The sequence below is a fragment of the Phenylobacterium sp. genome, assembly GCF_036677185.1.
In the GTDB taxonomy this organism is placed as follows: domain Bacteria; phylum Pseudomonadota; class Alphaproteobacteria; order Caulobacterales; family Caulobacteraceae; genus Phenylobacterium.
Window position 1 is genome coordinate 1 of sequence record NZ_JAKFEN010000006.1, and the last position, 26,615, is coordinate 26,615.

Annotated in this window: 27 protein-coding genes and 1 tRNA gene; 18 read left to right on the forward strand and 10 right to left on the reverse strand. The window is 68.9% G+C overall.

All coding sequences use genetic code 11. The features are described from left to right. From V6M51_RS00210 to V6M51_RS00220, 3 genes are all read left to right on the forward strand, one after another. The coding region (locus tag V6M51_RS00210; RefSeq protein WP_332763612.1) for an acetyl-CoA carboxylase biotin carboxyl carrier protein subunit at window positions 1-283 on the forward strand (283 nt) is incomplete at its 5' end. 43 nt (window positions 284-326) lie between these two features. Beyond that, the gene (locus V6M51_RS00215) at window positions 327-737 is read left to right on the forward strand and encodes a DUF805 domain-containing protein (protein ID WP_332763614.1); all 411 of its coding nucleotides are present in this window, start codon (window positions 327-329) and stop codon (window positions 735-737) included. A gap of 18 nt (window positions 738-755) precedes the next feature. Then, window positions 756-1,232 (forward strand): DUF805 domain-containing protein, encoded by a 477-nt coding sequence (locus V6M51_RS00220; protein WP_332763616.1) that lies wholly within the window; start codon window positions 756-758, stop codon window positions 1,230-1,232. On the opposite strand, the gene lipB is transcribed toward V6M51_RS00220, so the two are convergent. After that, a complete protein-coding gene (lipB, locus tag V6M51_RS00225; RefSeq protein ID WP_332763618.1) occupies window positions 1,207-1,923 on the reverse strand; it encodes a lipoyl(octanoyl) transferase LipB in 717 nt (238 codons plus the stop codon). The genes V6M51_RS00220 and lipB overlap by 26 nt on opposite strands. A gap of 49 nt (window positions 1,924-1,972) precedes the next feature. Between lipB and V6M51_RS00230 the strand changes: the two genes are divergently transcribed. The 5 genes from V6M51_RS00230 (at window position 1,973) to V6M51_RS00250 (ending at window position 5,647) form a co-directional block, all read left to right on the forward strand. Further along, the gene (locus V6M51_RS00230) at window positions 1,973-2,251 is read left to right on the forward strand and encodes a FliM/FliN family flagellar motor switch protein (RefSeq protein WP_442957677.1); all 279 of its coding nucleotides are present in this window, start codon (window positions 1,973-1,975) and stop codon (window positions 2,249-2,251) included. A gap of 48 nt (window positions 2,252-2,299) precedes the next feature. Beyond that, window positions 2,300-2,384 (forward strand) — tRNA-Leu (locus tag V6M51_RS00235). A 63-nt stretch (window positions 2,385-2,447) separates the two neighbouring features. Continuing rightward, the gene (gene mgtE / locus V6M51_RS00240) at window positions 2,448-3,878 is read left to right on the forward strand and encodes a magnesium transporter (protein ID WP_332763623.1); all 1,431 of its coding nucleotides are present in this window, start codon (window positions 2,448-2,450) and stop codon (window positions 3,876-3,878) included. A 68-nt stretch (window positions 3,879-3,946) separates the two neighbouring features. Continuing rightward, window positions 3,947-5,185: a glycoside hydrolase family protein gene (locus tag V6M51_RS00245; RefSeq protein WP_442957830.1), complete on the forward strand. Its 1,239-nt coding sequence runs from the start codon at window positions 3,947-3,949 to the stop codon at window positions 5,183-5,185. Window positions 5,186-5,233: 48 nt separating this feature from the next. Then, window positions 5,234-5,647, forward strand: coding sequence for a DUF3574 domain-containing protein (locus V6M51_RS00250; protein ID WP_332763627.1), 414 nt, complete (start codon window positions 5,234-5,236; stop codon window positions 5,645-5,647). Window positions 5,648-5,833: 186 nt separating this feature from the next. Here the strand turns inward: V6M51_RS00250 and V6M51_RS00255 are convergent, their stop codons facing one another. From V6M51_RS00255 to V6M51_RS00265, 3 genes are all read right to left on the reverse strand, one after another. Continuing rightward, entirely contained in the window at window positions 5,834-6,640 is an 807-nt protein-coding gene (locus V6M51_RS00255) for a helix-turn-helix domain-containing protein (protein ID WP_332763629.1), read from the reverse strand. Between the two features lie 173 nt (window positions 6,641-6,813). Continuing rightward, on the reverse strand, window positions 6,814-7,374 hold the full coding sequence (locus V6M51_RS00260) for a hypothetical protein (RefSeq protein WP_332763631.1): 561 nt from the start codon (window positions 7,372-7,374) through the stop codon (window positions 6,814-6,816). Window positions 7,375-7,464: 90 nt separating this feature from the next. Further along, entirely contained in the window at window positions 7,465-8,796 is a 1,332-nt protein-coding gene (locus V6M51_RS00265) for a S8 family serine peptidase (RefSeq protein WP_332763632.1), read from the reverse strand. Between the two features lie 153 nt (window positions 8,797-8,949). Between V6M51_RS00265 and V6M51_RS00270 the strand changes: the two genes are divergently transcribed. Both V6M51_RS00270 and V6M51_RS00275 read left to right on the forward strand, forming a co-directional pair. After that, window positions 8,950-9,450 carry an RNA polymerase sigma factor gene (locus V6M51_RS00270; protein WP_332763633.1) on the forward strand — a complete coding sequence of 167 codons (501 nt, stop codon included), beginning with the start codon at window positions 8,950-8,952 and terminating at the stop codon, window positions 9,448-9,450. Beyond that, the gene (locus V6M51_RS00275) at window positions 9,447-10,193 is read left to right on the forward strand and encodes an anti-sigma factor (RefSeq protein ID WP_332763634.1); all 747 of its coding nucleotides are present in this window, start codon (window positions 9,447-9,449) and stop codon (window positions 10,191-10,193) included. Before V6M51_RS00270 ends, V6M51_RS00275 begins: the two co-directional genes overlap by 4 nt. Window positions 10,194-10,414: 221 nt before the next feature. Here the strand turns inward: V6M51_RS00275 and V6M51_RS00280 are convergent, their stop codons facing one another. After that, entirely contained in the window at window positions 10,415-12,169 is a 1,755-nt protein-coding gene (locus V6M51_RS00280; protein ID WP_332763635.1) for a patatin-like phospholipase family protein, read from the reverse strand. A 96-nt stretch (window positions 12,170-12,265) separates the two neighbouring features. On the opposite strand from V6M51_RS00280, the gene V6M51_RS00285 reads away from it, so the two are divergent. Then, on the forward strand, window positions 12,266-13,102 hold the full coding sequence (locus V6M51_RS00285) for an enoyl-CoA hydratase-related protein (protein WP_332763636.1): 837 nt from the start codon (window positions 12,266-12,268) through the stop codon (window positions 13,100-13,102). A gap of 6 nt (window positions 13,103-13,108) precedes the next feature. Beyond that, window positions 13,109-13,510 (forward strand): DUF1489 domain-containing protein, encoded by a 402-nt coding sequence (locus V6M51_RS00290; RefSeq protein ID WP_332763637.1) that lies wholly within the window; start codon window positions 13,109-13,111, stop codon window positions 13,508-13,510. Window positions 13,511-13,514: 4 nt separating this feature from the next. Here the strand turns inward: V6M51_RS00290 and V6M51_RS00295 are convergent, their stop codons facing one another. Further along, on the reverse strand, window positions 13,515-15,140 hold the full coding sequence (locus V6M51_RS00295; protein ID WP_332763638.1) for a flavin-containing monooxygenase: 1,626 nt from the start codon (window positions 15,138-15,140) through the stop codon (window positions 13,515-13,517). 610 nt (window positions 15,141-15,750) lie between these two features. Beyond that, window positions 15,751-16,602, reverse strand: coding sequence for a pantoate--beta-alanine ligase (gene panC / locus V6M51_RS00300; protein WP_332763640.1), 852 nt, complete (start codon window positions 16,600-16,602; stop codon window positions 15,751-15,753). 151 nt (window positions 16,603-16,753) lie between these two features. On the opposite strand from panC, the gene V6M51_RS00305 reads away from it, so the two are divergent. Both V6M51_RS00305 and V6M51_RS00310 read left to right on the forward strand, forming a co-directional pair. Next, entirely contained in the window at window positions 16,754-17,572 is an 819-nt protein-coding gene (locus tag V6M51_RS00305; RefSeq protein WP_332763642.1) for a division plane positioning ATPase MipZ, read from the forward strand. A 1-nt stretch (window position 17,573) separates the two neighbouring features. After that, window positions 17,574-17,993: a J domain-containing protein gene (locus tag V6M51_RS00310; RefSeq protein WP_332763644.1), complete on the forward strand. Its 420-nt coding sequence runs from the start codon at window positions 17,574-17,576 to the stop codon at window positions 17,991-17,993. Window positions 17,994-17,996: 3 nt separating this feature from the next. Here V6M51_RS00310 and V6M51_RS00315 read toward each other — a convergent pair whose 3' ends face one another. Then, a complete protein-coding gene (locus V6M51_RS00315; protein ID WP_332763646.1) occupies window positions 17,997-19,313 on the reverse strand; it encodes a D-alanyl-D-alanine carboxypeptidase in 1,317 nt (438 codons plus the stop codon). Between the two features lie 299 nt (window positions 19,314-19,612). On the opposite strand from V6M51_RS00315, the gene V6M51_RS00320 reads away from it, so the two are divergent. From V6M51_RS00320 to V6M51_RS00335, 4 genes are all read left to right on the forward strand, one after another. Continuing rightward, window positions 19,613-20,047, forward strand: a complete 435-nt coding sequence (locus V6M51_RS00320) for a phasin family protein (RefSeq protein WP_305675551.1) — start codon at window positions 19,613-19,615, stop codon at window positions 20,045-20,047. Between the two features lie 122 nt (window positions 20,048-20,169). Next, the gene (locus V6M51_RS00325; RefSeq protein ID WP_332763647.1) at window positions 20,170-20,631 is read left to right on the forward strand and encodes a RidA family protein; all 462 of its coding nucleotides are present in this window, start codon (window positions 20,170-20,172) and stop codon (window positions 20,629-20,631) included. Continuing rightward, entirely contained in the window at window positions 20,628-21,374 is a 747-nt protein-coding gene (locus tag V6M51_RS00330; protein WP_332763648.1) for a glycerophosphodiester phosphodiesterase, read from the forward strand. Before V6M51_RS00325 ends, V6M51_RS00330 begins: the two co-directional genes overlap by 4 nt. After that, on the forward strand, window positions 21,371-22,531 hold the full coding sequence (locus V6M51_RS00335) for a GNAT family N-acetyltransferase (protein WP_332763649.1): 1,161 nt from the start codon (window positions 21,371-21,373) through the stop codon (window positions 22,529-22,531). Before V6M51_RS00330 ends, V6M51_RS00335 begins: the two co-directional genes overlap by 4 nt. Window positions 22,532-22,535: 4 nt before the next feature. Here the strand turns inward: V6M51_RS00335 and V6M51_RS00340 are convergent, their stop codons facing one another. Both V6M51_RS00340 and V6M51_RS00345 read right to left on the reverse strand, forming a co-directional pair. Next, complete coding sequence (locus V6M51_RS00340; protein WP_332763650.1) at window positions 22,536-24,215, reverse strand: alkaline phosphatase D family protein; 1,680 nt, start codon at window positions 24,213-24,215, stop codon at window positions 22,536-22,538. A 14-nt stretch (window positions 24,216-24,229) separates the two neighbouring features. Further along, window positions 24,230-26,542: a TonB-dependent receptor gene (locus V6M51_RS00345; RefSeq protein WP_332763651.1), complete on the reverse strand. Its 2,313-nt coding sequence runs from the start codon at window positions 26,540-26,542 to the stop codon at window positions 24,230-24,232. Window positions 26,543-26,615: the final 73 nt, after the last annotated feature.

Here is a 26,615-nt window from a genome sequence, read left to right on the forward strand (position 1 = left end):
CGTGCTGGTGCTCACCCCCCGCTCGGCCGAGCTGCACGAGAAGCTGCCGCCGAAACAGGCCGCCGACACCTCCAAGCTGATCCTCTCGCCCATGCCCGGGCTCGTCGTCTCGCTCGACGTCGCGGTCGGCCAGGAGGTCAAGACCGGCGAGCAGGTCGCCATCGTCGAGGCCATGAAGATGCAGAACATCATCCGCGCCGAGCGCGACGGAACCGTCAAAACCATCGGAGCCGCCGCAGGCGACAGCGTGGCGGCCGACGAAGTCCTCGTGGAGTTCGCGTGAGCCAGAGCTATATTCGCCGCCTCGACGTACGGAACCTTGCGGCATGAACGGCCAGACCGACTGGGGCGCCCTGTTTTTCAACGCCCAGGGACGCGTCGCACGCACCCCCTTCCTGGTGGCGGCGGCCATCCTGCTGGGCCTGGCGGCGCTCTATGAATCGGTGATCGGGGTAACGGTAACGCTGCACTGGGTGACCGGCTGGTTCGTCTATCCGGCCCTCTTCTATTGCGGCGCCTGCGTGCTCTCCAAACGCCTGCACGACCGAGGTCGCTCGGGCTGGTGGGCGGCGGTGATCCTGTTCGGGACGGTGGCCATCTGGCCGCAGCCAGTGGGATTCTTTGACTTTTTGTTCGGTCTCGTGCTCGTTTGGGCCGCTGTGGAACTCGGGGTGATGGCTGGGGAGGCGGGAACCAACCGCTATGGGCCAAATCCGCTGAGGGCCGCGCTGGCCTGATCTCGTCGTGGGGACGACATGTTCAGATTCTTGTTTAACCCGAGCGGCCGTCTGCGGCGGGCGATCTACGGCCTGACGGGACTGGTCTATTTCGGCATCCTGAACCTGTTCCTGGGCGCCTATGTCTGGTCGACCTACGCCATGGGCGCGGGATGGTGGATGCGCAGCCTGAGCGGCATGATCCATGAGCCGCAGGCGACCGTGGGCCTGGCCCTGGGCGCCTTGCACTGGTCGATCCTGGGCTTCGCCGCGGTGATGCTGTTCGCGGGCTCCACGGCGGCCTTCCTGGCGCTCTCGAGCCGCAGGCTCCACGACATGGGCCAGACCGGCATGTGGACCCTGCTGGTGTTCCTGCCGGGGGTAGGGGCGCCGTTGCTGTTCGCCGCCCTCTGCGTATTTCCCGGCCAGCCGGGGGAGAATCGCTACGGCTGCGACCCGCGGCGTCCGGTTCCCGTCGCGAAACCCACCGCTAGAGCGGCGCCTCGGCGGGCGTAACCGCGCCGAAAACCTCGATAAAGCTGGCCTTCAGGGCCTCGTCAGCCTCGTCCATGGTCACCGGCAGGCCCAGATCGACCAGGCTGGTCACGCCGTGCTGCGTCTGGCCGCAGGGCACGATGCCGTCGAAATGGCCCAGATCGGGTTCGACATTCAGCGAAATCCCGTGGAACGAGACCCAGCGGCGCAGCTTCACCCCGATGGCGGCGATCTTGTCCTCGCGGGTCGGCAGGCCCGGCGCGCGGCGCTCCACCCAGACCCCGACCCGGCCCTGGCGAATCTCGCCCTCGACGTTGAAATGGCCCAGCGCCCCGATGATCCAGGCCTCCAGGCTCGCGACGAATGCGCGCACGTCACGGCCACGCTTGGTCAGGTCCAGCATCACATAGGCCACCCGCTGGCCGGGCCCGTGATAGGTGTATTGGCCGCCCCGGCCGCTCTCGAACACTGGAAACCGGTCGGGCGCCAGCAGGTCGCCGGCCTTGGACGAGACCCCGGCGGTGTAAAGCGGCGGATGTTCCAGCAGCCAGACCAGTTCCGGTGCTTCCCCGGCCGCGATGGCCGCGGCGCGGGCCTCCATGGCCGCCACCGCCTCGAGATAACCCACCGGCCCGCGCGACACGGCCCAGCTGGCGGCCAGCCCATCCGGGCGGGCGAAAATCGGGGCGGGGTTTAACACGTGGTCAAGCATGTCGGCTCAATGTGGGGGCAGGTGGGAGCAACGCAAAGCCCGCCCCTGTATCTTAGGGTTTCAAAGGTTTTCCGTCTTGAGTCAGGTCAACGCCGTCAATGTCGAGATCTCGGTCCTGCTGGGCCGCTCGACTCTCCCGATGCAGCAGCTCCTGCGCATGGGCCGCGGCGCGGTGATCCCGCTCGACGCCGGGGTGAACGAGGAAGTCTGGATCCTGGCCAACAACCATCCCGTCGCTCGCGGGGAGATCCAGATCAACGACGACCGCATCTCGATCGCCGTCACCCGTGCGGCCAATGTGTACGACTTCATGGCCGGCGGGCAGTAGGGCTTCCCAAAGCGTTGGAGGTTTGCTACCTGCCGCGCCTCACCACGAGCGGTCGTGGCGGAATTGGTAGACGCGCAGCGTTGAGGTCGCTGTGGGGCAACCCGTGGAAGTTCGAGTCTTCTCGACCGCACCAGTGAATCAAGGTCTTCAACAGCCATAGAGCAAACCGTCAGTCCTAAAGCCCAGGGAGGTCCGCATGAGCCGCGAAACGGCCGACCTGTCCGAAGCCCGTGACGATCTCGCTCCTGAGCTGGAAGAAGACCTGGAAGACCTCGCGCTTGGCGAGGACTACGCCCTAAATCCGGACTTCGTCGCGATGGTGGTGGACGCCGCCGATCGCGGCGACGCCGAGCGCCTGCGCGAGCTGCTGGGCGCCCTGCACCCGGCCGACGTGGCCGACCTGATGGGCTTCCTGTCGGCCGACTACCGCGAGGAGATCCTGGCGCACCTGGCGCCGGAGGCCTTGGCCGAGATCCTGTCGGAACTCGACACCGATATCCGCGAGGAGGTCCTGGAGACCGTCTCGCCGGGGGTCCTAGCGAAGGCGTTGGAGGAGCTCGATTCCGACGACGCGGCCGACGTGGTCGACGACCTGGAGGACGACAAGCGCGCCCAGGTCCTGGCGGCCATGCCCGAGACCGAGCGGACGGCCATCGAAAGCTCGCTTTCTTACGAGGACGAGACCGCCGGGCGCCTGATGCAGCGCGAGGTGGTGGCCGCCCCGCAGTTCTGGACCGTCGGCCAGACCATCGACCACTTCCGCAAGGAAGCCGACGACCTGCCCGAGCTGTTCTTCGACGTCTATGTGGTCGATCCCAGCTACCGGCCAGTGGGCGCCTGTCCGGTCAGCCATCTGCTGCGCGCCCGGCGCGACACGCCGCTGGCGAGCATCATGGAGCCCGTCACCGAGATCCCGGTCGGCATGGACCAGGAGGAGGTGGCCTACATCTTCGACAAGTACCACCTGATCTCGGCCCCCGTGGTGGAGCCGGGCGGGCGGCTGGTGGGCCAGATCACCGTCGACGACATTGTCGGCGTCATCCAGGACGAGAGCGAAGAGGACATCCTGGCCCTGGCCGGCGTGTCCGACGCAGGCCGTAACGCCGACATCCTGGACATCATCCGCGCCCGGTTGCCCTGGCTGATGGTCAACACCGTCACTGCGGCCCTGGCCGCCGGGGTGATCCGCGCCTTCGAGGGCGAGATCGGCAAGCTGGTCACGCTGGCGGTGCTGATGCCCATCGTGGCCTCCCTGGGCGGCAATGCCGGCACCCAGGCCCTGGCCGTGGCGGTGCGCGCGCTCGCCAGCAAGGAGCTGTCCGACGTCAACGCCTACCGGGTGGTCGTGCGCGAGATGGTGGTCGGCCTGGCCAATGGGGCGGCCCTGGCCGTGGTCACCGGCGGGGTGGTCTACGCCCTGTTCGGCAATGTCCTGCTCAGCGTCACCTTCGGCCTAGCCCTGGTCATCAACCTGTTCGTGGCCTCCCTGGCCGGTGTCCTGGCGCCCCTGGCCCTGGAGAAGATGGGACGCGACCCGGCGGTCTCATCCTCGGTCTTCGTCACCTTCGCGACAGACTTCACAGGTTTCTTCGCATTCCTGGGCCTGGCGGCGCTGATCCTGATCTGATCGGCCTTTATCTTGCGGGCTGAGGGGATAGCGCCTCGGCGCCTGTGTCAGGATGGGTCATGTCGACCATGAAGCCGCGTCATCGGATATCCCGCGCCGCGATCGATCTGATCAAGCGGTTCGAGGGATATCGCCGCAAGTCGGCGCAGCTGCCGGGCGGCGGCTGGACGATCGGCCATGGCCACACCCTGACGGCCCGCGAAGGCGCCGAGGTCTCGGAAAGCGACGCCGAGGCCCTGCTGCTCTACGACCTGATCGCCGTCGCCCACGCGGTAAACGAGCACGTCTTCGCGCCCCTGACCCAGAACCAGTTCGACGCCCTGGTCGCCTTCGCCTTCAATATCGGCGTTGAGAACTTCCAGCGCTCCTCGGTCCTGCGCCGCCTGAACGAAGGCCAGCTGCTGCAGGCCGCCTGCGCCATGGAACTGTGGCGAAAGGCCGATTTCGACGGCGAGCGGATCGTGGTCGACGCCCTGGTGCGCCGCAGGTCTGTCGAGAAGACCCTGTTCCTGACCCCGCCGGGGGGCTTCGTGCCCGCGCCGACGCCGATCCTGCCGCCCAATGTGGACATGGATTCGCAGGGGGTCGTGCCCCGCCAGGTCCCCACGGCCCTGACCGTGCCCCTGGAAGGCGAGCATACCTTCATCGAGCGCGACGAGGTCCCGCCGACCCCGGTCGAGCCGGACGACGACGAGGCCAGCCCGGCCCTGAGCGCCGCCGAAGCGGTCACGTCGCGCCTTTCGACTATCTTCGCCGAGCCGGAAGCCGCCGGGACGCCCGCGGCCGAGGCGCAAGACGCCCTGGTGCTCACCCCGCCCGAGGAAGACTTCAGCCGCGAGGCGTTGAACCGCGTCGCGCCGGCGACGCCCGAGCCGGCCAACGAAGTCGAACCGAGTCTGTTCGATTCCCCGCTGACGGTCGCCAACGATGTCGTGCAGGCGCCGGCCGCGCCGGAACCTGAGCCCATCACCGAGCCGGAGACCAAGACGCTGGTCGAAGTCGAGCCGGAAGCCGTCGTGGAGGCCAGCGTTCCGCCGCTGGAGTCGGGGCGAGCCCCGGCCAGGCCCTCCCTGTTGGCGCCCGCCGTCCTGGCGGTGGCCGGGATCGCAATCTTCAGCGGCGGCGTCCTGAGCGGCGTCAACAACCTGAACACCCTCGCCTGGATCGCCGGCGTGGTCGGCATCGGCCTCTTCGCCGTGGCGGTCTACCAGCTGCTGGACCGCCTGGGTCAGGTGGAGCCGGACGAGGCCTTCGAGGACGAGATCGACGGCGAAATCGGCGCCGAGGGCGACGACCGCGACCAATAGCAGCGGGCCGGTTCCGCATCGCCGCCGGACCATGCTAGGGCTGCGGCCATGGCGCGTGTCCTCTCCCTGTCCTGCTGTCTGGCCCTGCTGACGCTCGGCGGTTGCGCCAGCCTGAGCGGTCCGGCCTGTCCCGCGGGCCAGGAGCCCATGCGCACCGCCCAGCTCTTCTTCGGGCGCAATATCGGCGACAAGCCCGGCGTCTCGGAGGCCGACTTCCGCGCCTTCGTGGACCAGGAGCTGACCCCGCGCTTCCCCGAGGGCCTCACCGTCCTGGACGGCGGCGGCCAGTGGAAGGGCGACGAGAACAGGATGATCCGCGAGGCCTCGAAGGTGGTCGTCCTGGTCCTGCCCCTGAAGGGCGATTCCGGCGGCAAGCTGGACGAGGCGCGCAGGGCCTATGTCCGCAAGTTCCATCAGGACTCGGTGATGCTGGTCACCCAGCCAGCCTGCGTGGCGTTCTAGTCATCAGAATGGGCTCGAGACCCAATTGCTCCCCCTCTGGGGGAGCTGTCGGCCGAATGGCCGACTGAGGGGGACTTTGACTCGCTTGCGCGCGCTTCAACCCCCTCCGTCTCGTCGCGAAGAGGCGACGATCCACCTCCCCCAAACCGCGCTGCGCGCTGGGGGAGGATCTGAGAGCTGAGACTTCTAGCCCAGCGTTCCGGCCAGGACTCGCAGGGCCTCGGCGGTGGCCGTGTCGGCCGGGAAGAAGGTCTCCAGGGTCAGTTCCTGCAGGGTCACATCCACAGGCGTGCCGAACACGGTGGTGGTGCTGAAGAACGACAGCACCCCGGCCGGGGTGTTGAGCTGGAAGGGGATCGCCACCCCGCCATACTCGTCCGACGCCCTGCGCGGCGGCTGGCCGCCGGGGATCGGATAGGCCTTCAGCTCGGTCAACAGCTCGCCCAGGCGCGGATCGGCGGTCAGTTCCACCTCCCGGCGCAGGCGGTCCAGGAGGTGGGCGCGCCATTCATGCAGGTTGGCGACCCGCGACGACAGGCCCTTGGGGTGAAGGGTCAGGCGCAGGACGTTCGCCGGCGCGGCCAGCAGCTCGGGATCGACCCCGTCGAGCATCAGAGGGATCATGCGGTTGGCGCTGACCAGGTTCCAGCCACGGTCGACGGCGAGGGCCGGGAAGGGCTCGTGGCCCTTCAGGATGATGTCCACGGCCCGGCGGGCGGCGGCCAGGGCCGGATCGTCCAGGGCCCGTTGCGGGAAGACCGGCGCGAAGCCGGCCGCGACGAGGATCACATTGCGCTCGCGAAGCGGGATCTCGAGCTGGTCTGCCAGGCGCAGGACCATGTCGCGGCTGGGCTGGGCCCGGCCGGTCTCGAGGAAGCTGAGGTGGCGGGTGGAGATATCGGCGTCGAGGGCCAGGTCGAGTTGGCTCAACCGGCGGCGCTGGCGCCACTCCCGGAGGTGGTCGCCCACCGCGGCTGCAGATGACATGCTCATGCCGCGACCATAGCGAGGCCGGCTTCCGGGCTCCATGACCTCGCAGGTAATGAACCAAGCGAAAGGCCGCCGAGGGAGCCCCCGGCGGCCTTTCCACTGCAGGATCACGTTGCGCACTCTTGCGAGCCTCTCCAGTCGCGCGCCGCGATCCTCAGCGATCGGTCAGGGGCTGGCTAGCGAGGGCGCGTCACCTCACCCTGGGCCGAACCTTCGGCGCTGGCCGAGGCCTTGACGCCCGTGGGTGACGCGCCGCCCGAGGCCTGGGCGCTGCCCGAGGCCTGGGTGCCGCCCGTGGCGTCGGCGCCGGTGACCGAGGTCGAGCCGCCGCTGGAGGCCTGGCCCCCGGCTCCGGCGTCCACACCACGGGTCGATGCGTCCAGGGCCGCGTCGAGGCCGCCCTGGGCCTGGGCGTCGGCCGCCTCGGCCTGTCGCGCGGCCTGGGCGGTGGCGTCGCGAGCGGCGCGGGCCGCCGCCCGCCGGGTCGAACGGGTTGTGTCGCGCACTTCGTCGAGTCGCGAACCCACCTGGCTGGTGTCGCCGCGCAGGGCGCCCGAGCCGGTCAGCGAGCCCGAGGCCTGACCCGTCAGCCCGCCCAGGCCGCCCAGGCCGCCGGTGACGCCGCCGATGGCCGAGCCGGACCCGCCGAGCGTTCCGCCCAGCAGTTGGGCGTTGGCCGCGCCGGCGAAGGCCAGGCTGGTCGTGGCGATGGCGGCGAGAAGTGTGGTCTTGCGCATGTTGATCTCCTGCGGTTTCGAGGCCTTGACCGCCTCTCGCAGGGTCCAACGACGACGCCTTTCGCTTTCATCCCGGCTTCAGGCAAAAAATCAGCGCCTGGTCAGCAGGCCTCGGGCCGCGACGGCGCTGGGGCGGGCTGCCAAATCGAAGCCCACCAAGCCCTGGCCGTAGGTGCGGTCGGGTCCCGGAGGCCCCAGATCCAATGCCTGGCCGGCAAGGGCGGCTCTCGCCTGCGCCGCGCCGCGCGGATCAGGCGCCGGGAGCAGAACCGCCAGGCTTCCGGCCACCAGGGGGGCCGCGAAGGAGGTGCCGCGGACCGCGACGAAGCCGCCATCCACGGCCGGGACCGCCATGTCGGCCCCCGGCGCGGCGAAGTCGATCCGGGCCGGCCGGCCGGCCTCGGGCAGGATGCGGCGGCGGCCGTCCACGGCGGTCACCGCGACGACGCCCGGATAGGCGGCGGGATAGAGCGGCGGGGCGGCGGGGCCGTCATTACCCACTGCGGCCACGATCAGGTGGCCGCGCGCGTTCAGCGCCCGCACCGCGGCCTGCAGGGCCAGGTTGGGCGGGCCCACCAGGCTGACATTGATCACCGGAACCCGCCCCCGAGCCATCCAGGCCAGGCTCTGGACCAGGGCGCTGGCCGATCCGCCGACCGGCGTGTTTCCATAGACATCGGCCACATAGAGGGTCGCGCCGGGCGCCGCGCCGCGGAATCGGCCCTGCCGGCCGACCAACAGGGCGGCGGTGGCCAGGCCGTGGCCCTGGGCGCGCACCCCGCCCGGCGCGAAACCACGCTGTTCGATCCGGGCGCCGCGCAGGGCCGGGTGGCGGGCGTCCACTCCGGCGTCCACCAGGCCGACCCGGATGGCGTCCGCGGCCGGCGCGGATCGGTTGGCCGGCGCCGGCGCGGGTCCCGCACCGCCGCCGGCGTCGGAATAAATATGGTTGAAGTCGTACTGTCCGCCGGGATCAAGCCGCCGCGCCTCGGCCACGGCCTGGCGGGCCGACAGGCCGGTCGGCGGGGCGAGCACGGTCAGCCCGAGATCGAGCTCGCCTGCGTCCAGGTCCCGCCCGCCCGTGAACCCGGCCGACCGCAGGCGCGTCAGGGCCTCCGGGGACGGCGAGAGCGCCAGGATCTCGCCGCGCACCACCGCCGCGCCCTGGTCGTCGACCTCCAACAGCCTGGGATTCTCCCGCACCAGGGTGTCGAGGCCGAGCCTTCGCGCCTGGGTCAGGACCTGAGTGGTCAGGCCTCGAACCGGCGCCGTCATCCGATCGGTCCGGGGCAGGGGCCGTACGCCGGAGATGTCGGGCAGGCCAGCCGAAGGCAGGGCCTGGGTCGGAAGCGGAATCCCGCCGCCGATGATCTGGCCCTGGGCCGGGGCGCAGACCACCATGGCGCCCAGCGCGCCGGCCAACCATGGCTGTATGCGGCGCCAGCGTGTTGAAGTCTTCCTGACTGCGGTTTGGCGTACGGTCATGTTTCGATCCGGAATGGGCGGCGGCATGATTCCGCCTTTTGGGATGAAACGCCGCGCGGCGGACGTTCCATCCTTAGATAGAGGCAAGTCTTGAACGCGTTTCAGCAGGAAATGGTCGAGCTGCTGCCGCGGTTGCGTCGTTTCGGCCGCGTCCTGACCCGCGACGTGTCCGACGCCGACGATCTGGTGCAGATCACCGTGGAGCGGGCCCTGACGCGCGCCGACCAGTGGATGCCCGGGACGCGCCTGGACAGTTGGATGTTTCGGATCATGAAGAACGCTTGGATCGACGAGACCCGCGCCCGCAAGCGCCGCGATGTCGTGTTGGCCCCCGAGGCGGCCGGGCTTGGGATCGGCGATGACGGCGTGGCGCGGGCCGAGCGGCGGCTGGAGGTGGCCGAGGTGGAGCGCGAACTGATGCGTTTGCCGGAAGACCAACGCCTGGCTGTGGCCCTGGTGCTGGTCGAGGGGCTATCCTATCGAGAGGCCGCTTCGGTGTTGGAGACCCCGGAAGGCACCCTGACCAGCCGCCTGGTCCGGGGACGCAATGCGATATTGGCCCGCCTGGGCGGCGAGGGGAGCGCGGCATGAGCAAGATCACCGACGAGATGATCGCCCGCTATGTGGACGGCGAGCTGGACGCGGAAGGCGTGGCCGCCGTGGACGCGGCGGTGGCGGCCGACCCGGCCCTGGGCGCCAGGATCGTGCGCGAGAGCCACCTGCGCGCGGTCGCGGCGCGCGCCCTGGGCGATGTGCTCACCGAGCCGGCGCCCGAACGGTTGCGCCAGGCGGTGGAGGCGGGCGCCCGCAGCGCCGAGATCATCAAGCTCGATTTCAAGAAGCCCCGCGGCCTACCCGTCGCGCCTGCGCCGGCGAAACCGTCGCGGCTGCCGGCCTGGGCCTCGGCGGCGGCGTGCCTGGTGGTGGGTGTGCTCGTGGCCCAGGCCTTGGGCATGATCCGGACCAAGCCCTTCGAAGCGGCGCCCCGGGCGGGCCAGCCCGCATCGGCGGCCCTCACGGTGGCCCTGGACCGCAAGCTCTCGGGCGAGGCGGGCCTGGTGCAGGTGGGGCTCAGCTTCCGCGACAGCGGCGGCCAGGCCTGCCGGACCTTCCAGATCGACCGGACGGCCGGCATAGCTTGCCGGCGCGAGCAGGGCTGGAGCGTGCGAATGGCCGCCGACGCGCCCGCGGCGCCATCGGGCGGGAGCGGGGACTATCGGATGGCCGCCTCGGCGATCCCGCCGGCGGTGCTGGAGGCCGTCGACGCCATGATCGTCGGCGAACCCCTGGACCGGCCCCAGGAAATCGCCGCCCGCAAGGCCGGTTGGAAATAGCCCCCAGACATGCGAAGGGCCGGCCCATTGTCGGGGCCGGCCCTTCCATTGTCGGACCGCGTCGCGGTCCCGAAACCCAGTCGCTTACTTGGAGACCTCGTAAGCGGAAGCCCAGGTCGCGGTTTCCACTTGCGGATGAAGACAATGAGACACTGGTCACCTCCTTTCAGCTGATTGAACAGGACCCCCAATATGGGGGCGGAATTCCCGAGTCGCAAACATCACTTTCGAATGGTCCGGTCACTTGCGCGTTGACGCAGTTCGGTGACGGGCAGGGTGAGTTTGTCGAGCGCCTCGAGGGTGGCCTTGTAGCCGGCGGCCACGGCGGGATCGTAGGCGGACCAGTCGCGGATTTCGACGCCGGTCACGTCCGGCGTGACCAGCACGTCGGTGGCCTCCCGCGCCGCGGCCAGGTCGCGTCCGGTGGAAACCGTGGCGGCTCGCATCAGCAGGGAGACGATGGGCGGGCCCTTGCGCCACTCGCCCGACCAGAGCCAACGCCAGACCGAGGCCGGGCGGGCCACGTCGTCGGCCATGATCGAGCGCCCGCGGCTGACATCGACGCCGACGATGGGGCCGAGCTGGGACATGCGCATCACGTCGGCCGGGAAGTTCTTCATCACCGCCCCGTCGACCAGCACGTGGTCGTCCTCGGTGGTGGCCGGCGGCATGACGCCCGGCAGGGCGATCGAGGCGCGCAGGGCGTCGCGCAGCAGTCCGCTCTTGTGCAGATGATAGGTTCCGGTGGTCAGGTCCGAGGAGACGCAGAAGAACGGCAGCCACAGGTCGGCGATCTGGGTGTCGCCGAAGTGCTGGGCGAGGCGCTCCTTGACCTTGCCTCCATGGGTCATGGCCAGCAGGGGCAGGGCGATGTCGTCCAGCGGGCTGGTGTTGACGAAAGCGTCGCGGATGCGGACGTCCATTTCCTCGCTTTCCCAGCCGAGCGCCAGGCCCGCCCCGATGATCGCGCCCATGGATGAGCCGCCGACGAAGTCGATCGGCACCCCGCGTTCCCGCAGGGCCTGGATCGCGCCGACGTGGGCGTAGGCCCGCGCTCCGCCGCCCGAGAGCACCAAACCCACCGACTGGCCGGTGAGCACTCGGGCGATGCGCTTGACGTCCTCGCTGTTGTCGCGCCGCAGGTGGAACAGGCGGGCGGGTTGGGCCGCGGCGATCCAGGCCTCGGAGCCCTTCGGCGTCTTGGTGGTCTTCTTCTGGATCAAGATCAGGTCGACCAGGCGCTGGGCCTGCAGCGGCTCGGAGGCGACGCCGTCCTTCGGCGGGGCGGTGTCGCCCTTGCCGACCCGGAACAGCCGGTCGACCTGGCGGCCCACCACCTGGCGCCAACCCTGGTCGTCGGCCTCGGCCACATAGAGCACCACCTCGTAGTCGCGCTCGACCTCGGAGAACCACTCGGTGGGGGCATGCTGGGCCTCGGCGCCGACCACGGTGACCGAATAGCCGAGCCGGCCGATCTCGCGGCCGATCTTGTCCACCAGGGCGCGCAGCGGCGTGGGCTCGCCGGTGCAGACGAAGCCGAAGACCGAAGGCACGCCGACCGCGGCCTTGGTAGCCGCCTGGCGCGAGCGCAGGATCATCAGCTTGGCCAGCTCGATCATCACCGAACCGTCGGCGTCGCAGGCCTCGAAGAAGGCGTCCCGGGGCAGGGCGAAGATCTCGGAATCGCGCAGGGCCACCACCTGGGCCGAGTGCGGCGCTCCGGCGATCAGCGACATCTCCCCGGCCGGCTCGCCGGGGCGGATCACGCCCAGGAATTGGGTCTCGCCGCCGTCGTCGCGGCGGAAGGCGCCGAGCCGACCGGCGCGCACCAGATAGAGGTGATCGGCCGGTTCGCCGGCCTTGTAGAGGGTCGCCCCGCCGGGCAGGGAGAACCACGTGGCGTCGCCTTGAGCGCGCTCCTGGTTGAAGAGGCGCGCCAGCGCCGAGTCGGATGGAATGTCTGGCAGACTGGCCACGCGGGGAGCCTAGCTTGCGTCGCCGCCGCCCGCTATGGCTTGGCCTGATCTCCACGCCCAGTTCGGCGTTCTAATAGCGCCATAGGAGTGCGCAGCATGACCAATCCCATCGCCGACCCCCTGGTCGAGGTCCCCGACACCGACGCGGCTTCCAAGCTCGTCCTGATCGAGGCGACGCTGGCGGGCGTCGCCACCGTGACCCTGAACCGCGCCGCGCGCCGCAACGCCTTCGACGACCACCTGATCGCCGCCCTGCACGAGGCCTTCGAGACCCTGCAGGGCGCCGAGGGGGTGCGGGTGGTGTTCCTGCGCGGGGCCGGCGGCACGTTCAGCGCCGGCGCCGACCTGGAATGGATGCGCGACGCTATTGAGCGCAGCGAGTCCGACAACCGCGAGGACGCGCTCGCCATGGCCGTCATGCTGAAGAGCCTGCGCGACATGCCGGCCCTGACGGTGGCCCTGGTCGAGGGCGGCGCCTTCGGCGGCGGGGCGGGGCTCGTCGCGGCCTGCGATCTGGCCGTCTGCACGGCGGACGCCAAGTTCAGCTTCTCGGAGGTGCGCCTGGGCCTGATCGCCGCCACCATCAGCCCCTATGTGGTGGAGGCTATCGGCCCGCGGCAGGCCCGGGGCCTGTTCGCCACCGGCCGAGTGTTCGACGCCGCCCATGCCGACAAGATCGGCCTGGTCACCGAGGTGGTGGCCGACACCGCCGCGCTCAACGCCGCGCGCGACCGCATCGCCGCCGAGATGATGGCCTGCGCCCCGGGCGCGGTCGAGGCCTCCAAGAAACTGGTCGACGACGTCGCCTATCGCCCGGTCGAGGACGTGATGGAGGAGACCGCCAAGCGCATCGCCCGCGTCCGGGTGGGCGAGGAAGGGCAGGAGGGCGTCCGCGCCTTCCTGGCCAAGCGCAAGCCCAACTGGGCGGTCTGACGCCCGGTGAGCCTGCACCTGATCAAGCTGGTGGTCGGCTGCGACACCATCCAGGACCTGCTCGACTGGCACAAGGACCCGGGCGAGCCCTGGATCATGCGCACGCGCCAGACGCCAAAACGGGCCGCCGACCTGCTGGACGGCGGCTCGCTCTATCGGGTGTTCCGCGGCGTGATCCTCTGCCGCCAGCCGATCCTGGCGGTGACCACGGTGGGCGAGGGGGTCACGGCCCGCTGCGAGGTGACGGTGGACCCGAACCTGGTTCGCGTGGCCCCGACCCCGCGCCGCGCCTTCCAGGGCTGGCGTTATCTGGAGCCCAAGGACGCCCCGCCTGACCTGGACAGCGCCGCCGACGGCGACATCCCCACAGACCTGGCGCGGCGCCTTCGCGAGGCGGGGGCGTGGTAGGCGACTAGGACGCCGCCGAAGACAGGGTGAAGCCCTCGTAGCCGCCGGCGGCGACCTGTTCGCACTTCTCGCGATAGGCCGGGAAGCCGCCGATATAGGGCATGAAGACATGCGGCTTTCCGGGGACGTTGGCCCCGATGTACCAGGAGTTGGCCAGGGGATAGAGAGTCATCTCCGCCACCTCGTTGACGTGGGCGACCCAGGCGTCCTGGGCGTCGTCCGTGGCCTCGATGGCGGCGAGCTGGCCTCCGCTCAGATGGGCGATGCAATCGGCGATCCAGCCAACATGCTGTTCGATGGCCACCGCCATGTTGCACAGCACCGAGGGGCTGCCAGGTCCGGTGACAATGAACAGGTTCGGGAAGCCCGCGACCATCAGGCCCAGATAGGTGCGGGGGCCCTCGGCCCAGCGGTCCTTCAGCGCCACGCCGCCGCGCCCGCGGATGTCGATGCTGTTGAGCGCGCCGGTCATGGCGTCGAAACCGATAGCGAACACGATGGAGTCGAGTTCGTACTCGGCCTCCGTCGTCCGCAGGCCGGTGGGGGTGATCGCTTCGATCGGGGCGGCGGCCACGTCCACCAGGGTGACGTTGTCGCGGTTGAAGGTGGCGTAGTAGTCGGTGTCGACGCAGAGGCGCTTGGTGGCGATCGGATAGGACTTGGGGAACAGGGTCTCGGCCACCTGCGGGTCCTTGACGATCTCGCGGATCTTGGAGCCCACGAACTCGGCGGCCGTGGCGTTGGCCGCGGGATCGAAGATCAGGTCGGCGAAGGCGCCCACCAAGCTGAACCCGCCACGCGCCCAGCGGTCCTCATAGATCCGCCGGCGTGCCTCGGGCGGGGTGTCCACGGCCAGCTGCTCGGAGGAGTCCAGGGCCCGGATGCCGAAGCCGTTCTCGCGGCCCTCCTTGCGATATTGGGCGCGGTTGGCCTTCCAGTCGGCGAGGAAGGCGGGATCGAAGGGGCCGTTGTGGGCGGGAACGCTGAAGTTCGGCGTCCGCTGGAAGACGTACAGGTGGGCCGCCTGCTCGGCGATCCGTGGGATCGACTGGATGGCTGAGGACCCGGTGCCGATCACCCCCACCCGCTGTCCGGTGAAATCGACGCCTCCGTGCGGCCAGTGGCCGGTCTGATAGGTCTTGCCCTTGAAGCTCTTCAGGCCGGGGAAGTCCGGGATATTGGCCACAGACAGGCAGCCGGTGGCCATGACGCAGTACCGGGCCGAGACCCGGTCGCCTCTATCGGTTTCCACCAGCCAGCGGTTGGCGGTCTCGTCGAAGGTCGCGGCGGTCACGCGGGTGTCGAACTGGATGTCGCGCTTCAAGTCGAACCGCTCGGCCACATGGTCGAGATAGGCCAGCAGCTCGGGCTGGGTGGCGTAGCGTTCGGACCACTCCCATTCCGCCTCCAGCGCCTCGGAGAAGGAGTAGGAATACTCCATGCTCTCGATATCGACCCGGGCGCCGGGATAGCGATTCCACCACCAGGTGCCGCCGACCCCGCTGGCGGCCTCGAACAGCCGCGCCGACAAGCCGAGCTCCCGCAACCTGTGCAGCATGTAGAGGCCGGAGAAGCCGGCGCCGACGACGACGGCGTCGACCATGGTGTCGGAGGAGGGCGTGGCGGACATGACGGTCGCTCCCGTGGGACCGCCACGTTAGCGCGACTTTTTGACCGCGCTGAGAAAAACGAACGCCGTCAGCCAACGGCCAGGTTGTCGATCAGCCGGGTCTTGCTCAAGGACTACCGAAACGAGGCAGGCATGGCGCTAACGGCCGCGCTTCACGGCGCGGTCATAGTCCGAAATAGGAAACCTCGGCAGCATGCATAGACTGGTCGTTAGCCCGGCTGAATTGCTCCTGGCCATCACTGCGTAGCTCTGGCCCGGCTGAAATGTCAGGCCGCAAGCTGCAGACTCAACGTCATGCGCTACTTCCCTCGCGCCTACCGAGGTCCCCTTTATCGTGCGCTGCACCGTAAACCGCGTAACCATTTCGTCGCTGCCCGGCGGCCGCCCTGTCCGCCGCGTTTCCGCAGCCCGGCCAAGAAACATCACGTCGGCATTGGCGAGCTGCGCGCGGGCGCTATCCCGAGGGATGCAGCTACACGCCAGCGCAGGACCCGATACGCACGAGCCAACTAGGACAAGTGCGAGAAGCTTGGTGTGGCGAGCGTTCATGGCTTGGACCTAACTTCGTTTGCGCCGTGCGTCCGCATCCCAACCTCAACAGTCACTTTGGCTAGGCTTCCATATTATCGATCAGACGGGTCTTGCCCAGGTGGGCGGCGGCCAGGATGCGGGCGTCGCCCTCGATGGGGCCGGGTCCCAGGCGGCTGAGGTCGGCGGGGTGGCGGACCTCGAAATAGTCGATCTTCCGGAAGCCGGCGCGTTCCAGGGCCGCCAGGCCCGTGGCCTCGACCCGCTCGACGCTCTCGCCGGCCCTCAGGCGGCGGCCGGCTTCCTTGAGCGCGGCGGCCAGGGCCGGGGCGATCTCGCGCTCGGCCGGAGTCAGGTAGGCGTTGCGGGAGGACAGCGCCAGGCCGTCGCCGGCGCGGGCCGTCGGCGCGCCGACCACCTCGACCGGGATGTCCAGATCGGCCACCAGGCGCTTGATGACCTGGAGCTGCTGGTAGTCCTTCTCGCCGAACACGGCCACGTCGGGACCGCACTGGATCAGCAGCTTGGCGACGATGAGGGCGACGCCGCCGAAATGGCCGGGCCGGGCCGCGCCGTCCAGAGGCTCGGAGACGCCAGTCACCTCGATCCGGGTGGAGAAGCCCGGGGCGTACATCTGCGCCACCGTGGGAGCGAACAGCAGGTCGCAGCCGGCCCCGGCCAGCAGCTCGGCGTCGCGGGCCTCGCCGCGGGGATAGGCGTCGAAGTCCTCATTCGGGCCGAACTGGGTGGGATTGACGAAGATCGAGGCCACCACCCGCTCGGCCCGGGTCTTGGCCAGGGCCACCAGCGACAGGTGGCCTTCATGCAGGGCGCCCATGGTCGGGACCATGGCCACCCGCTCGCCCGACCGCTTCCAGGCGGCCACGGCGGCGCGCAGGTCGGCGACGGTTCGGACGGTGGCGATGGCGGTCATTCGGTGACTCCGGGGCGACGGGCGAGGCGGCTTATGGCTCGTTGGGCCACGAACGTCCATTCCATCCACAGCCCGCGACCAACAGCGCGTTGACGCCGCATCGGGCCTGGGGCTCCTGTTAACCTCTAGAATCAACTGGAGCTGGGGTTCGATGGCGCAGGCCAAGGTGATCGTCGTCGGCAACGAGAAGGGCGGGGCGGGCAAGTCCACCATCGCCATCCATCTCGCGACGGGGCTGCTGCATGGCGGGGGTCGCGTGGCGATCCTGGATTTGGACCTGCGCCAGCAGTCCATGGGCCACTTCTTCGCCCACCGCGCCGCCTGGTTGGCGGCCAACGGCGTCAGCGCGCCGATGCCGGTCGAGCACCACCTGGCCGCCGAACTGGCCCGCGCCCCCGACGCCGAGGCCATGGCCCACTTCGAGGACGCGTTCGAAAAGGTGTCGAACCTGGCCGACTATGTGCTCATCGACACCCCCGGCGGCGACACGGCGATCAGCCGCGCCGCCCACGGCCTGGCCGACCTGATCGTCACCCCGATGAACGACAGCTTCGTGGACTTCGACATGCTGGGCATCGTCGATCCGGTGACCCTCGATCTGAAGCGCCCCAGCCTCTATTCCGAGACCGTCTGGAACAGCCGCAAGGTCAAGGCCGCCGCCAGCGGCAAGTCCATCGACTGGGTGGTGCTGCGCAACCGCCTGGCGCCCACCGAGGCGCGCAACCGCAAGCGCCTGGACGAACGGGTCCAGGCCCTGTCGCGCCGCGTCGGCTTCCGCGTCGGTCCCGGCCTGCGCGACCGGGTGATCTATCGCGAGCTGTTCCCGTTCGGCCTGACCATCGCCGACCTGTCGCCGACCATCCGTCCGGTGGCCATGTCGCTGCAGCATGTGGCCGCGCGCCAGGAGCTGCGCGCCCTGATGGGCTCCCTGGGGCTGGCTTCGGGCGGCGAGCTTTTGGCCGCCCAATAGGATGATCTATGTCGCCGTCGGCTGCGCGGCCCTGGCGCTGTTCATCTGGGCCAGCCGGGGGAAACCGGTCCTGAAACGGCGGGAGTGGCGGTTCCTGGCCGCTGCGCTGGCGCTCGCCTGCTTCGCCGCGGCCGCCTATGTCGGCGTGCGCGGCGGTTGGGGCAAGTCGATCGTGCTGGTGGTCATGGGCCTGTGGCTGGCCGTCTCCACCCGCCGCACGGGCCTGGGCGTCCCCTCACTCTCGGGCAAGCTCAGCGATTCGGAGGCGCGCGCGATCCTGGGTGTGACGCCCGACGCCTCGACCGCGGAAATCCAGGCGGCCTATACGCGGCTGATGCGCATGGCCCACCCCGACAAGGGCGGCACCAGCGGCCTGGCCGCGCAGCTCAACGCCGCGCGGGACAGGCTCCTGAAGAAATAGGCCCTAGGCGGGCCGGACGACCATGCAGGCCAGGCGCTTGGCCTTCAGGGCCTGGCAGGCGCCCTTGGCGGCCGATTCGTTGAAGCCGGTGAAGCGGGCCTGGTACTTGCCGCCGCCCTTGCCGACCGAGCCGTCGGCGTCGCCGAAGATCTTGCCAAAGCGCTTGGTGACGAAGGTCAGCTGTTCCTTGGCGTCGGACTTGGATTTGAAGGCGCCGACCTGGACGGCCCACTTGCCCGACTTCTTGGAGGCCTTCTTGTCATCGTCCTTCTTGCCGTCGCGCAGGGCGCTCTTGGACGGCTCGACGATCTTGACCTTGGAGGCCGAGGTGCTGGACGCGGCCGAGGCGAGCATGATCTTCGCGCCTTCGGTGTCGTTGTCGCCCTGCTCGATGCTGCGCTGCATGGCCTGACCGAGCGGCGGCGGCTCGAAATAGTTCTGCGCCACGGTGATGTTCTCGCCGCGGTCGCGCCGGGCCATGACGTCGAAGCCGGTGGTCAGCAGCTGGGTGGCGTTGTTGTTGCGCCAAGCGGTGGACGGGGCGCCCAGGACCACGGTGATCAGGCGGCGGTTGTTGCGCACCGCCGAGACCGCGATGTTGAAGCCCGAGGCGTTGGTGTAGCCGGTCTTGATCCCATCCACGCCCGGCATGGTGTTGAGCATGCCGTTATGGTTGCGCATCGACGTGCCGCGGAAGCTGAACGACCTGGTGCTGAACAGGCCATAGTACTGCGGATAGTCGCGCATCACGGCGCGCGACAGGATGGCGATGTCGCGGGCGGTCGAGATCTGGCGGCTGTCGGGCAGGCCCGAGGCGTTGACGAAGCGGGTGTTCTGCATGCCCAGCTCCTGGGCGCGCAGGGTCATCATGGCGGCGAAGCGGGCTTCCGAGCCGCCCAGCTTTTCGGCCAGGGCAACGGCGACGTCGTTGGCCGACTTGGTGGCCATGGCCGACATGGCTTCTTCGACGGTCAGGGTCTGGCCGGCGGGGAGGCCGAGCTTGGTCGGCGCCTGGGCCGCGGCGCGCGGCGAGATCATGACGGGGTCGTCCAGCTTCAGCCGGCCCGAGGCCAGGGCTTCGAAGGCCAGGTAGAGCGTCATCACTTTTGTGATCGAGGCGGGATACCGCGGGCTGTCCGCGCGTTTGGCGTACAACACCTCCCCGGTCTTGGCGTCGACCACCACCGCCGCGTACTTCGGCTGGCTGGCGGGCATCGACAGGTAGGGGATTTGAGCCTGCGCGGTCGTGGCCAAGGGCGCGAACGCGGTGGTGACCGCGAGACCAAGGGCGACAAACAGGCGGCGGGCGCGCTCGAACATGGGCGGTTCGTCCGTCGAATCAAAGGGTTGGGCGACCCCCCGGCCGCCTTACAAGAACCCTAGCATGACAGCGTGGACCTTGCGCGAGGGTAAACAAGCGTTGAACGAGCCCTTTTGTCGCGGTTTTGCCGATCAACACTGCCGTGATCGCTCGCGCAGGAGGCGATGCTGCACTGCACAAAAGCTCTTGACTGCTGCACTGCAACATGAGAAATAGGCTGCGAGTTCAAAGCAGTCTCACTGCCAAGTTTGCATTGCGGCGTCCGCCGCCCCCACAACCGACCTCAGGAGAACATCCCATGGCCGCCGCCGAAACCGTCAAGAACACCGTCGAGCAGTTCACCACCGCCGGCAACGTCGCGTTCAAGGACGCCGTCGAGAAGTCACTGGCTTCGCTGAACGAAGTCAACGCCCATTCCAAGAAGAACCTGGAAGCCGTCATCGCCTCGGTGACCGCCTCGACCAAGGGCGCTGAAGCCCTGGGCGCCCAGGCCATGGCCTATTCCAAGAAGGCCGTGGAAGACCAGGTGGCCGCCGCCAAGTCGCTGTCGGGCGCCAAGTCCATCCAGGAAGTGGTCGAGCTGCAAACCTCCTTCGCCAAGACGGCTCTCGAAGCCTACATGGCCGAAGTGGGCAAGATGTCCGAGATCGTCTCGGCCTCGGTGAAGGACAGCATGAAGCCGCTGAACGAGCGCGTCACCGCCGCCGTCGAGCGCCTGCAAGCCGCCCGCTAAGATCCAGAGTCTCCCCCAGCCGCGCTGCGTACTAGCGCGGCTGACCCTGAAGAGGCCCACGCCGGAAACGGCGTGGGCCTTTTCTCTTTTCGGGGGCGGGGCCGGGCGCTAGACCTTCACCCATGTCCCAAGTCGAAGCACGCCTCGCCGCCGCCGGCATCGTCCTGCCGCAGCCCAATCCCCCGGTCGCCAACTATGTGCCGTTCGTCCGGGCAGGTTCCATCGTCCACATCTCGGGCCAGGTCTCGGTCGACGCCTCGGGCGGCGTGCGCGGGATCGTGGGCGAGGACGTGGACGCCGAGACCGCCAAGGCCGCCGCGCGGCTCTGCGGGATCAACCTGCTGGCCCAGATGAAGGCCGCCTGCGACGGCGACCTCGACCGGGTGGTGCGGGTGGTCAAGCTGGGCGGCTTCGTCCAGGCCGGCCCCAAATTCTTCGAGATCCCGCAGGTGGTGAACGGCTGTTCCGACGTGATGGTCGTGGCCTTCGGCGACGCCGGCAAGCACGCCCGCTCCGCCGTCGGCGTCTACCGCCTGCCGATGAACTTCGCCGTCGAGGTCGACGCGGTGGTGGAGGTCGCGTGAACACCCAGTTCGGCGAGGCCTGGGACTTCCTGTTCCACCCGCCGGTGGCCCATCGCGGCCTCTGGGCCAAGGACGGCGCGCCGGAGAACTCGCTGGGCGCTTTCCAGGCGGCCTGCAAGGCCGGCTACGGCATCGAGCTGGACGTCCAGCTCTCGGCGGACGGCGAGGCCATGGTCTTCCACGACGAGGACCTGGAGCGGATGACCGGGGTCAAGGGCCGCCTGCGCGACCGCACCGCCGCCGACCTCGCGGAGCTGCGCCTCATGGGCACGGACGAGCCGATCCCGACCCTGATGGACACCCTGGCCATCGTCGGCCAGCGGGCCATGGTGCATGTGGAGCTGAAGACTCCGTTCGGCGAGGTCGGCCCGCTGGAGCAGCGGGTGCATGACATCCTGATCGACCACGCGGGCCCGGTCTGCGTGATCGGGTTCAATCCCTATTCCCATGCCTGGTTCGCCGACCGGTTTCCGGGTCTGCTGCGTGGCTTGGACAGCTACAACTACAAGCGCGCGCCGCATCTGGCCGAGGAACAGCGCGCGGCCTTCGCCCGGCTGGAGCACGTGGCCATCGCCCGGCCGCACTTCCTGGCGCTCAGCCTCGACATGGTCGACGATCCCCGCGCCGGGGCTTTCCGCGACAAGGGCATGCCTGTGGTGGCCTGGACGGTGCGTGATCCGGCCCAGTGGGAGGCCATCAGGCCCCATTGCGACAACCTGATCTTCGAGGGTTTCGCCGCGTGAGCCTGAAGGCGGCGGTGAAGGTCGGCCGCCGGATCGCGGAGATCGGGCGCGAGTCGTGGGAGGCCTGCGCCGCGAACCCGGCCTACGGCGCCAATCCCTTCATGGCCTTCGACTTCCTCGACATCGCCGAGGAGTCCGGCTGCGCCCTGGAGCGCGCCGGCTGGGGGCCGCACCACCTATCGGTGGAGGACGAGGCGGGCAAGGTCGCCGCGGTCATGCCGCTCTATCTGAAGTCCCACAGCCAGGGCGAATATGTCTTCGACCACGCCTGGGCCGACGCCTATGAGCGGGCCGGCGGACGCTACTATCCCAAGCTGGTTTCGGCCGCGCCGTTCACCCCGGCCACGGGGCCCAGGCTGCTGGTGCGGCCGGACGTGGATCCGCTGCAGGCCTGGCCGATCCTGCTGGGCGGCGCCCTGGCGCTTTGCGAGCGCTACGACGCCTCGTCCTTGCATGTGAACTTCCCGACCAAGGCCGAGGCCGAGTGGATGGCCGGGCAGGGGCTCTCCCTGCGCCAGGGCCAGCAGTACCACTGGGAGAACCGCGGCTACGCCGACTTCGAGGGCTTCCTGGGCGCCCTGTCGTCAGGCCGGCGCAAGACCATCCGCCGCGAGCGCCGCGACGCCCAGGCGGAGGTGGAGATCCTGGCGCTCAACGGCGCGGAGATCACCGAGGACCACTGGGACGCCTTTTTCGCCTTCTACATGGACACCGGCTCGCGCAAGTGGGGCCGGCCCTATCTCAATCGGCTGTTCTTCTCCCTGTTGGGCGAGCGGATGGCTGACCGGGTGCTCCTCGTCATGGCGCGGCGCGACGGGCGTTGGATCGCCGGGGCGCTCAACCTGATCGGTGGCGACTGCCTCTATGGACGCAACTGGGGCTGCGTCGAGGATGTGCCCTTCCTGCATTTCGAGCTCTGCTACTATCAAGCTATCGAGTGGGCCATCGACCACGGCCTGGCCCGCGTCGAGGCTGGCGCCCAGGGCCAGCACAAGATCGCCCGTGGCTACCTGCCCAGCCCCGTCTATTCCGCCCACTACATCGCCGACCCCATGCTGCGCGGGCCCGTGGAGGACTTCGTCCGCCGCGAACGCGAGGCCGTGGGCGGGGAGATGGAGTGGCTGGCGGAGGAGTACTCGCCGTTCCGGCAGGAGTGATCGATCAGGACTCCCGCACGCCGGCGCCAAATCGCCGGGACACCCTGTAGTGCTTCAGGGTCTTGGTCTCGTAGGCCAGGTCGGTGACGGTCGAGACCGCGATCAGCTCGGCGTGCGCCTCCGCCGGCGTCAGGGTCAGTAGGGTGAAGCCCTTGGCCGATTGGTGGGAATAGACCACCTCCTTGTTCTGATCGGCGAAGATCTTGCCCATGTCCTGCTTGGCCAGGAAATCGCCCCAGCCGGGACTGGTGACCGCCGTGGTTCCGAACTCCACGGCCACGCGGTCGCCCGCCGCATCATGCAGTTCGTTCACCCAGAAGGCGTGGCTGTCGCCGGCCAAGACGATGGCCTGGGCCTTTGCCGCCTTGATCATCCGGTAGACCCGCTCACGCGCCTGCGGATAGCCGTCCCAGGCGTCCAGGTTGAATGGCACGCCGTGGGCGAAGAGCGCCGCCATCGCTTCTAGGCGGGGGCGAACCCGCTCCGGCAGATCGGCCAACATGGCGGCCCAGTCGGCCGCAGGCAGGGCGGCCTTCAGGTCCGGACCTTTCACCTGGCCCATGACCACCTGGTTGCCCAGGACCTGCCAGGCGCAGCCGGCGGCCGTCGACGCTTCCAGCGTCTTGGCCAGCCACGCCTCCTGGGCGGGGCCAAGCACCTGGCGGCCGGGATCGGCGCGCTCCTTCATGAAGGCGGCGAGATCCGGTATCTGTCGGCCGTTCTGCGTCGTCATGGGGACCTCGGCATAGTCCATCTGCCGTGTGCGGGCCGTCAGGCGGCTCTCGACCATGATCAATTCGGCCACGTCGCCGAATCGAAACGTCCGGTTGATCGCCGCGGCAAGGCCGCCGGGCGCGGGCTCGCGCAGGGGCATCCATTCATAATAAGCTCGCAGAGCGTTGGCCTTGCGGCCTTCCCAGTCCGCCTCCGCGCCGGGCGTATGGTTCTCCGCCCCACCGAGCCAGCTATCATTTGCGGTCTCGTGGTCATCCCAGACGCAGATCCACGGCGCTCGGGCATGGGCGGCCTGGAGGTGGACGTCGGTCTTGTAGGTGGCGTGGCGCAGTCGATAGTCGTCGAGGGATAGGATCTCGTGCCGGGGCTCCAATTGCCGGCCCATCCTGGCGGCGTCGGCCGTGCCGTAGTCGTCGGGGCCCGCGCCGTACTCGTAGATGTAGTCGCCGAGATGCACGACGGCGTCCACGCGGTCCAGCTTGGCCACGGCGTCATAAGCGTTGAAGTAGCCGGCCGGAAAGAGCGAGCAGGAAACCACCGCCAGGACCACGTCCTTTGCGCCGCCAGCCGGCAGGGTGCGGCTGCGGCCCGTGGGCGAGGATGCGTCTCCGGCCGTGAACCTGAACCAGTAGTCCTTGCCGGGCTTGAGGCCGGCCACATCGACCTTGACGGTGAAGTCGCGGGCGGGTCCGGCCTGGGCCTCGCCCCGGGCCACCACCATCTTGAAGTCAGGGCTGTCGGCCACTGTCCAGGCCACGGGAATCGTCGCGGCCGCACCCGTCGGCGGCGTCACCCGCGTCCAGATGATCAGTCGGTCCGCCAGGGGATCGCCGGAGGCGACACCATGACCGAAGGTGACGCCCTTGGCCTGCTGGGCCAAGGCGGGAGAGGCCGCGGCGTTGATCCCGAGCCCGAGCCAGGTGAGCGCCGTACGTCTGTTGAACGACATGGGTCTGGCTCGGCTCAGTAGCGGATGGAGAACGAGGCGCCGTAATAGCGAGGCTCGCCGGCGATGAAGGTCGGGATGCCGAAGGCGCCGCCGGTATTTCCGGCGTCCTTGATGTAGTCCTCGTCCAACAGGTTGGTGGCGAAGACTTCCACCTGCCACGGCCCGGTGGCGGGCTTGTAGGTGACCCGCAGGTTCGCCAGGCCGTAGCTCTCCTGCAACTCATCCTGGACGAGGTCGTTGGTCTGCAATGCCGGGATGTCGTTGTTGGCCTCGAAGAAGATCTTGCTCTGCCAGGTATAGGTCGGGATGAAGGCCAGCGTGCCCCCCGCGACCTGCGCCATGAACCGCGCGCCTAGCGAGAACGAGTGGTCGGGCGAAAGGCGAAAGCTGTTGTCCTTGAAGATGCCGTTGCCAAACCGCGCGTGGTTGTAAGCATAGGTGCCGAAGACCTCGACATTGGTGGTCGGGCGGAAATTCGCCTGGCCCTCAAAACCCGTGGCGGCCGCCTCGCCAGCGTTGGCCGCGACGATCTGGCCGGCGGCGTTCAGGACCGAGGTTTGGAAGTTGTCGTAACTGTAGTGGTAGACGGACCCTTCCAGGGTCAGGCGGCGTTCGAACAGTTCACTCTTGGCGCCGGCCTCGTACGAGTCGACCTTCTCGGCCGGAAGCTCGCTGAATCGCACCCGTCCGCCGGGTGTCGTCGGGGCGCCGACGGTCAGGACCTTCGGGCGCCGGCCGCGGGCGTAGGAGGCGTAGAGGCTGAGCTGCTCGCTGACCGCGTAGCGGCCGACCACGCGATAGGTGAGGCCGGAGTCCGAAAGGTCCTTGTATTCCGGAACCCCCCCGGCCGTTGGCTGGAGGAAGAGGCCGCGCGCCAAGGCCGGCGTCGAGCCCGCGAGGACCGAGCCGCCGTTCTCCAACCGGGCGCCGTAGCCGCTGGTCTTGTCCTCCTGGCTGTAGCGGATACCGCCCGTCAGTTCGATCTGGTCGGTTAGCTTGTAGGTGGCGTCGGCGAAAACGTCATAGGCGGTGGTCTCACCGTAGTTGGCGTAGGTCTCACGGTGGACGGACTTGAGCGCGGCGGGGGCCAGGGCGGTCACGGTGGGCAGGGAGAGGCCCTTCGGCTTCGGCATCGCGCCGGACGCATGCAGGGCGTAGATTTTCTCGTTGAACTGCAGCGGCACCCGCTGGAACCCATCTTCGTGGAAATAGCTGACGCCGGCGAAGGCGGTCAGCCGGGCGCCGCCGTCGTAGTTCAGCCGCAACTCCTGGCTGCTCTGCTTGCCCTGGGCGTCCTCCGCGAAGACGAACAGCGGCAGGGAGAACCCGTCGGCGTCGAAGATCTCCAGGCTGTCGAACTCGCGATAGGCCGTGATCGAGGATAGGCTCAGCACGTCGCTGATCGTGTAGTCCACCAGCGCCGTCGCGCCCCAGACGGTGCGGTCGAGACCCAGATCCTTGCCGCCCTGGAAGCCATCCGACGTCGAGAGCGCCGCGCCGGAATTGCGGCCGACGTCACCGATCACTGCCCCCGTGGTGGGATCGGTGGGCGCATAGGTGAGCGACTTGAATGAGGTGCCGCTGGGCCGGTCACGCTCGTAGTTGACGATCAGGTCGGCTTTCAGTTTCTCGGTGGGGCGCCAGTTCAGCACCACGCGGCCGGCGACGGTGTCGGTGGAGTTGAAGTCCTCTCCGCCCAGCAGGTTCTCGACGAAGCCGTCGCGCTTCTTCAGGCGTCCGGCGACGCGGATCGCGAAGGTGTCGCTCACCGGCATGTTCAGCATGCCTTCGAACATGGCGTAGCCGTGGTTGCCGGCCTCGGCCTTGGAGGCGGCCTGCCAGCCGGTGGGATCAGCCTTGGCCTGGACCAGGTTCACCGCGCCGATCAGGGCGCCGCGGCCATAGAGGGTGGATTGCGGGCCCTTGGCGATCTCGACCCGTTCCAGATCGAAGAGCTCTATGTAGGAGCCGCGGGATTTGGAGATGGAGACGCCGTCCTGGAACACCGAAACCCGGGGCTCGTTGGTGGCCTCGCCGGAGTCGGAGGTGATGCCGCGCATCACGAAGCCTGGATTGTTCGGCGACTGATTCTGGACCTCGAAGCCTGGCACGTAGAGCGAGAGCTCCTCGAATTCCTGGATGCCGAGGCGATCCATGCTGTCGCGGCTGTAGGCGGTGATGGCGATCGGAACGTCGAGGGTCTTCTGCTCGCGCTTCTGTGCGGTGACGATCAATTCCTCGACCTGAGCCGGAGCATCGTCGGCCCGCGCGGCGCCGGCCAGGAGCGCGGCGCCGCTGGCGAGCAGAATGAGTTTGAGGCTGGTCATCGCGTCTTTCCCCTGACTTCGGAGAGCCGTGCCTAGGGAATGGCGATGACGGAAGCGCGACGAAGCCTTGACG

Bases quoted from the DNA above. Each gene is read 5' to 3' on its own strand.
- V6M51_RS00215 (WP_332763614.1), top strand. From the start codon at position 327: ATGAACGGCCAGACCGACTGGGGCGCCCTGTTTTTCAACGCCCAGGGA.
- V6M51_RS00220 (WP_332763616.1), top strand. From the start codon at position 756: ATGTTCAGATTCTTGTTTAACCCGAGCGGCCGTCTGCGGCGGGCGATC.
- lipB (WP_332763618.1), bottom strand. From the start codon at position 1,923: ATGCTTGACCACGTGTTAAACCCCGCCCCGATTTTCGCCCGCCCGGAT.
- mgtE (WP_332763623.1), top strand. From the start codon at position 2,448: ATGAGCCGCGAAACGGCCGACCTGTCCGAAGCCCGTGACGATCTCGCT.
- V6M51_RS00245 (WP_442957830.1), top strand. From the start codon at position 3,947: ATGAAGCCGCGTCATCGGATATCCCGCGCCGCGATCGATCTGATCAAG.
- V6M51_RS00250 (WP_332763627.1), top strand. From the start codon at position 5,234: ATGGCGCGTGTCCTCTCCCTGTCCTGCTGTCTGGCCCTGCTGACGCTC.
- V6M51_RS00255 (WP_332763629.1), bottom strand. From the start codon at position 6,640: ATGAGCATGTCATCTGCAGCCGCGGTGGGCGACCACCTCCGGGAGTGG.
- V6M51_RS00260 (WP_332763631.1), bottom strand. From the start codon at position 7,374: ATGCGCAAGACCACACTTCTCGCCGCCATCGCCACGACCAGCCTGGCC.
- V6M51_RS00275 (WP_332763634.1), top strand. From the start codon at position 9,447: ATGAGCAAGATCACCGACGAGATGATCGCCCGCTATGTGGACGGCGAG.
- V6M51_RS00285 (WP_332763636.1), top strand. From the start codon at position 12,266: ATGACCAATCCCATCGCCGACCCCCTGGTCGAGGTCCCCGACACCGAC.
- V6M51_RS00295 (WP_332763638.1), bottom strand. From the start codon at position 15,140: ATGTCCGCCACGCCCTCCTCCGACACCATGGTCGACGCCGTCGTCGTC.
- panC (WP_332763640.1), bottom strand. From the start codon at position 16,602: ATGACCGCCATCGCCACCGTCCGAACCGTCGCCGACCTGCGCGCCGCC.
- V6M51_RS00305 (WP_332763642.1), top strand. From the start codon at position 16,754: ATGGCGCAGGCCAAGGTGATCGTCGTCGGCAACGAGAAGGGCGGGGCG.
- V6M51_RS00310 (WP_332763644.1), top strand. From the start codon at position 17,574: ATGATCTATGTCGCCGTCGGCTGCGCGGCCCTGGCGCTGTTCATCTGG.
- V6M51_RS00315 (WP_332763646.1), bottom strand. From the start codon at position 19,313: ATGTTCGAGCGCGCCCGCCGCCTGTTTGTCGCCCTTGGTCTCGCGGTC.
- V6M51_RS00320 (WP_305675551.1), top strand. From the start codon at position 19,613: ATGGCCGCCGCCGAAACCGTCAAGAACACCGTCGAGCAGTTCACCACC.
- V6M51_RS00325 (WP_332763647.1), top strand. From the start codon at position 20,170: ATGTCCCAAGTCGAAGCACGCCTCGCCGCCGCCGGCATCGTCCTGCCG.
- V6M51_RS00340 (WP_332763650.1), bottom strand. From the start codon at position 24,215: ATGTCGTTCAACAGACGTACGGCGCTCACCTGGCTCGGGCTCGGGATC.
- V6M51_RS00345 (WP_332763651.1), bottom strand. From the start codon at position 26,542: ATGACCAGCCTCAAACTCATTCTGCTCGCCAGCGGCGCCGCGCTCCTG.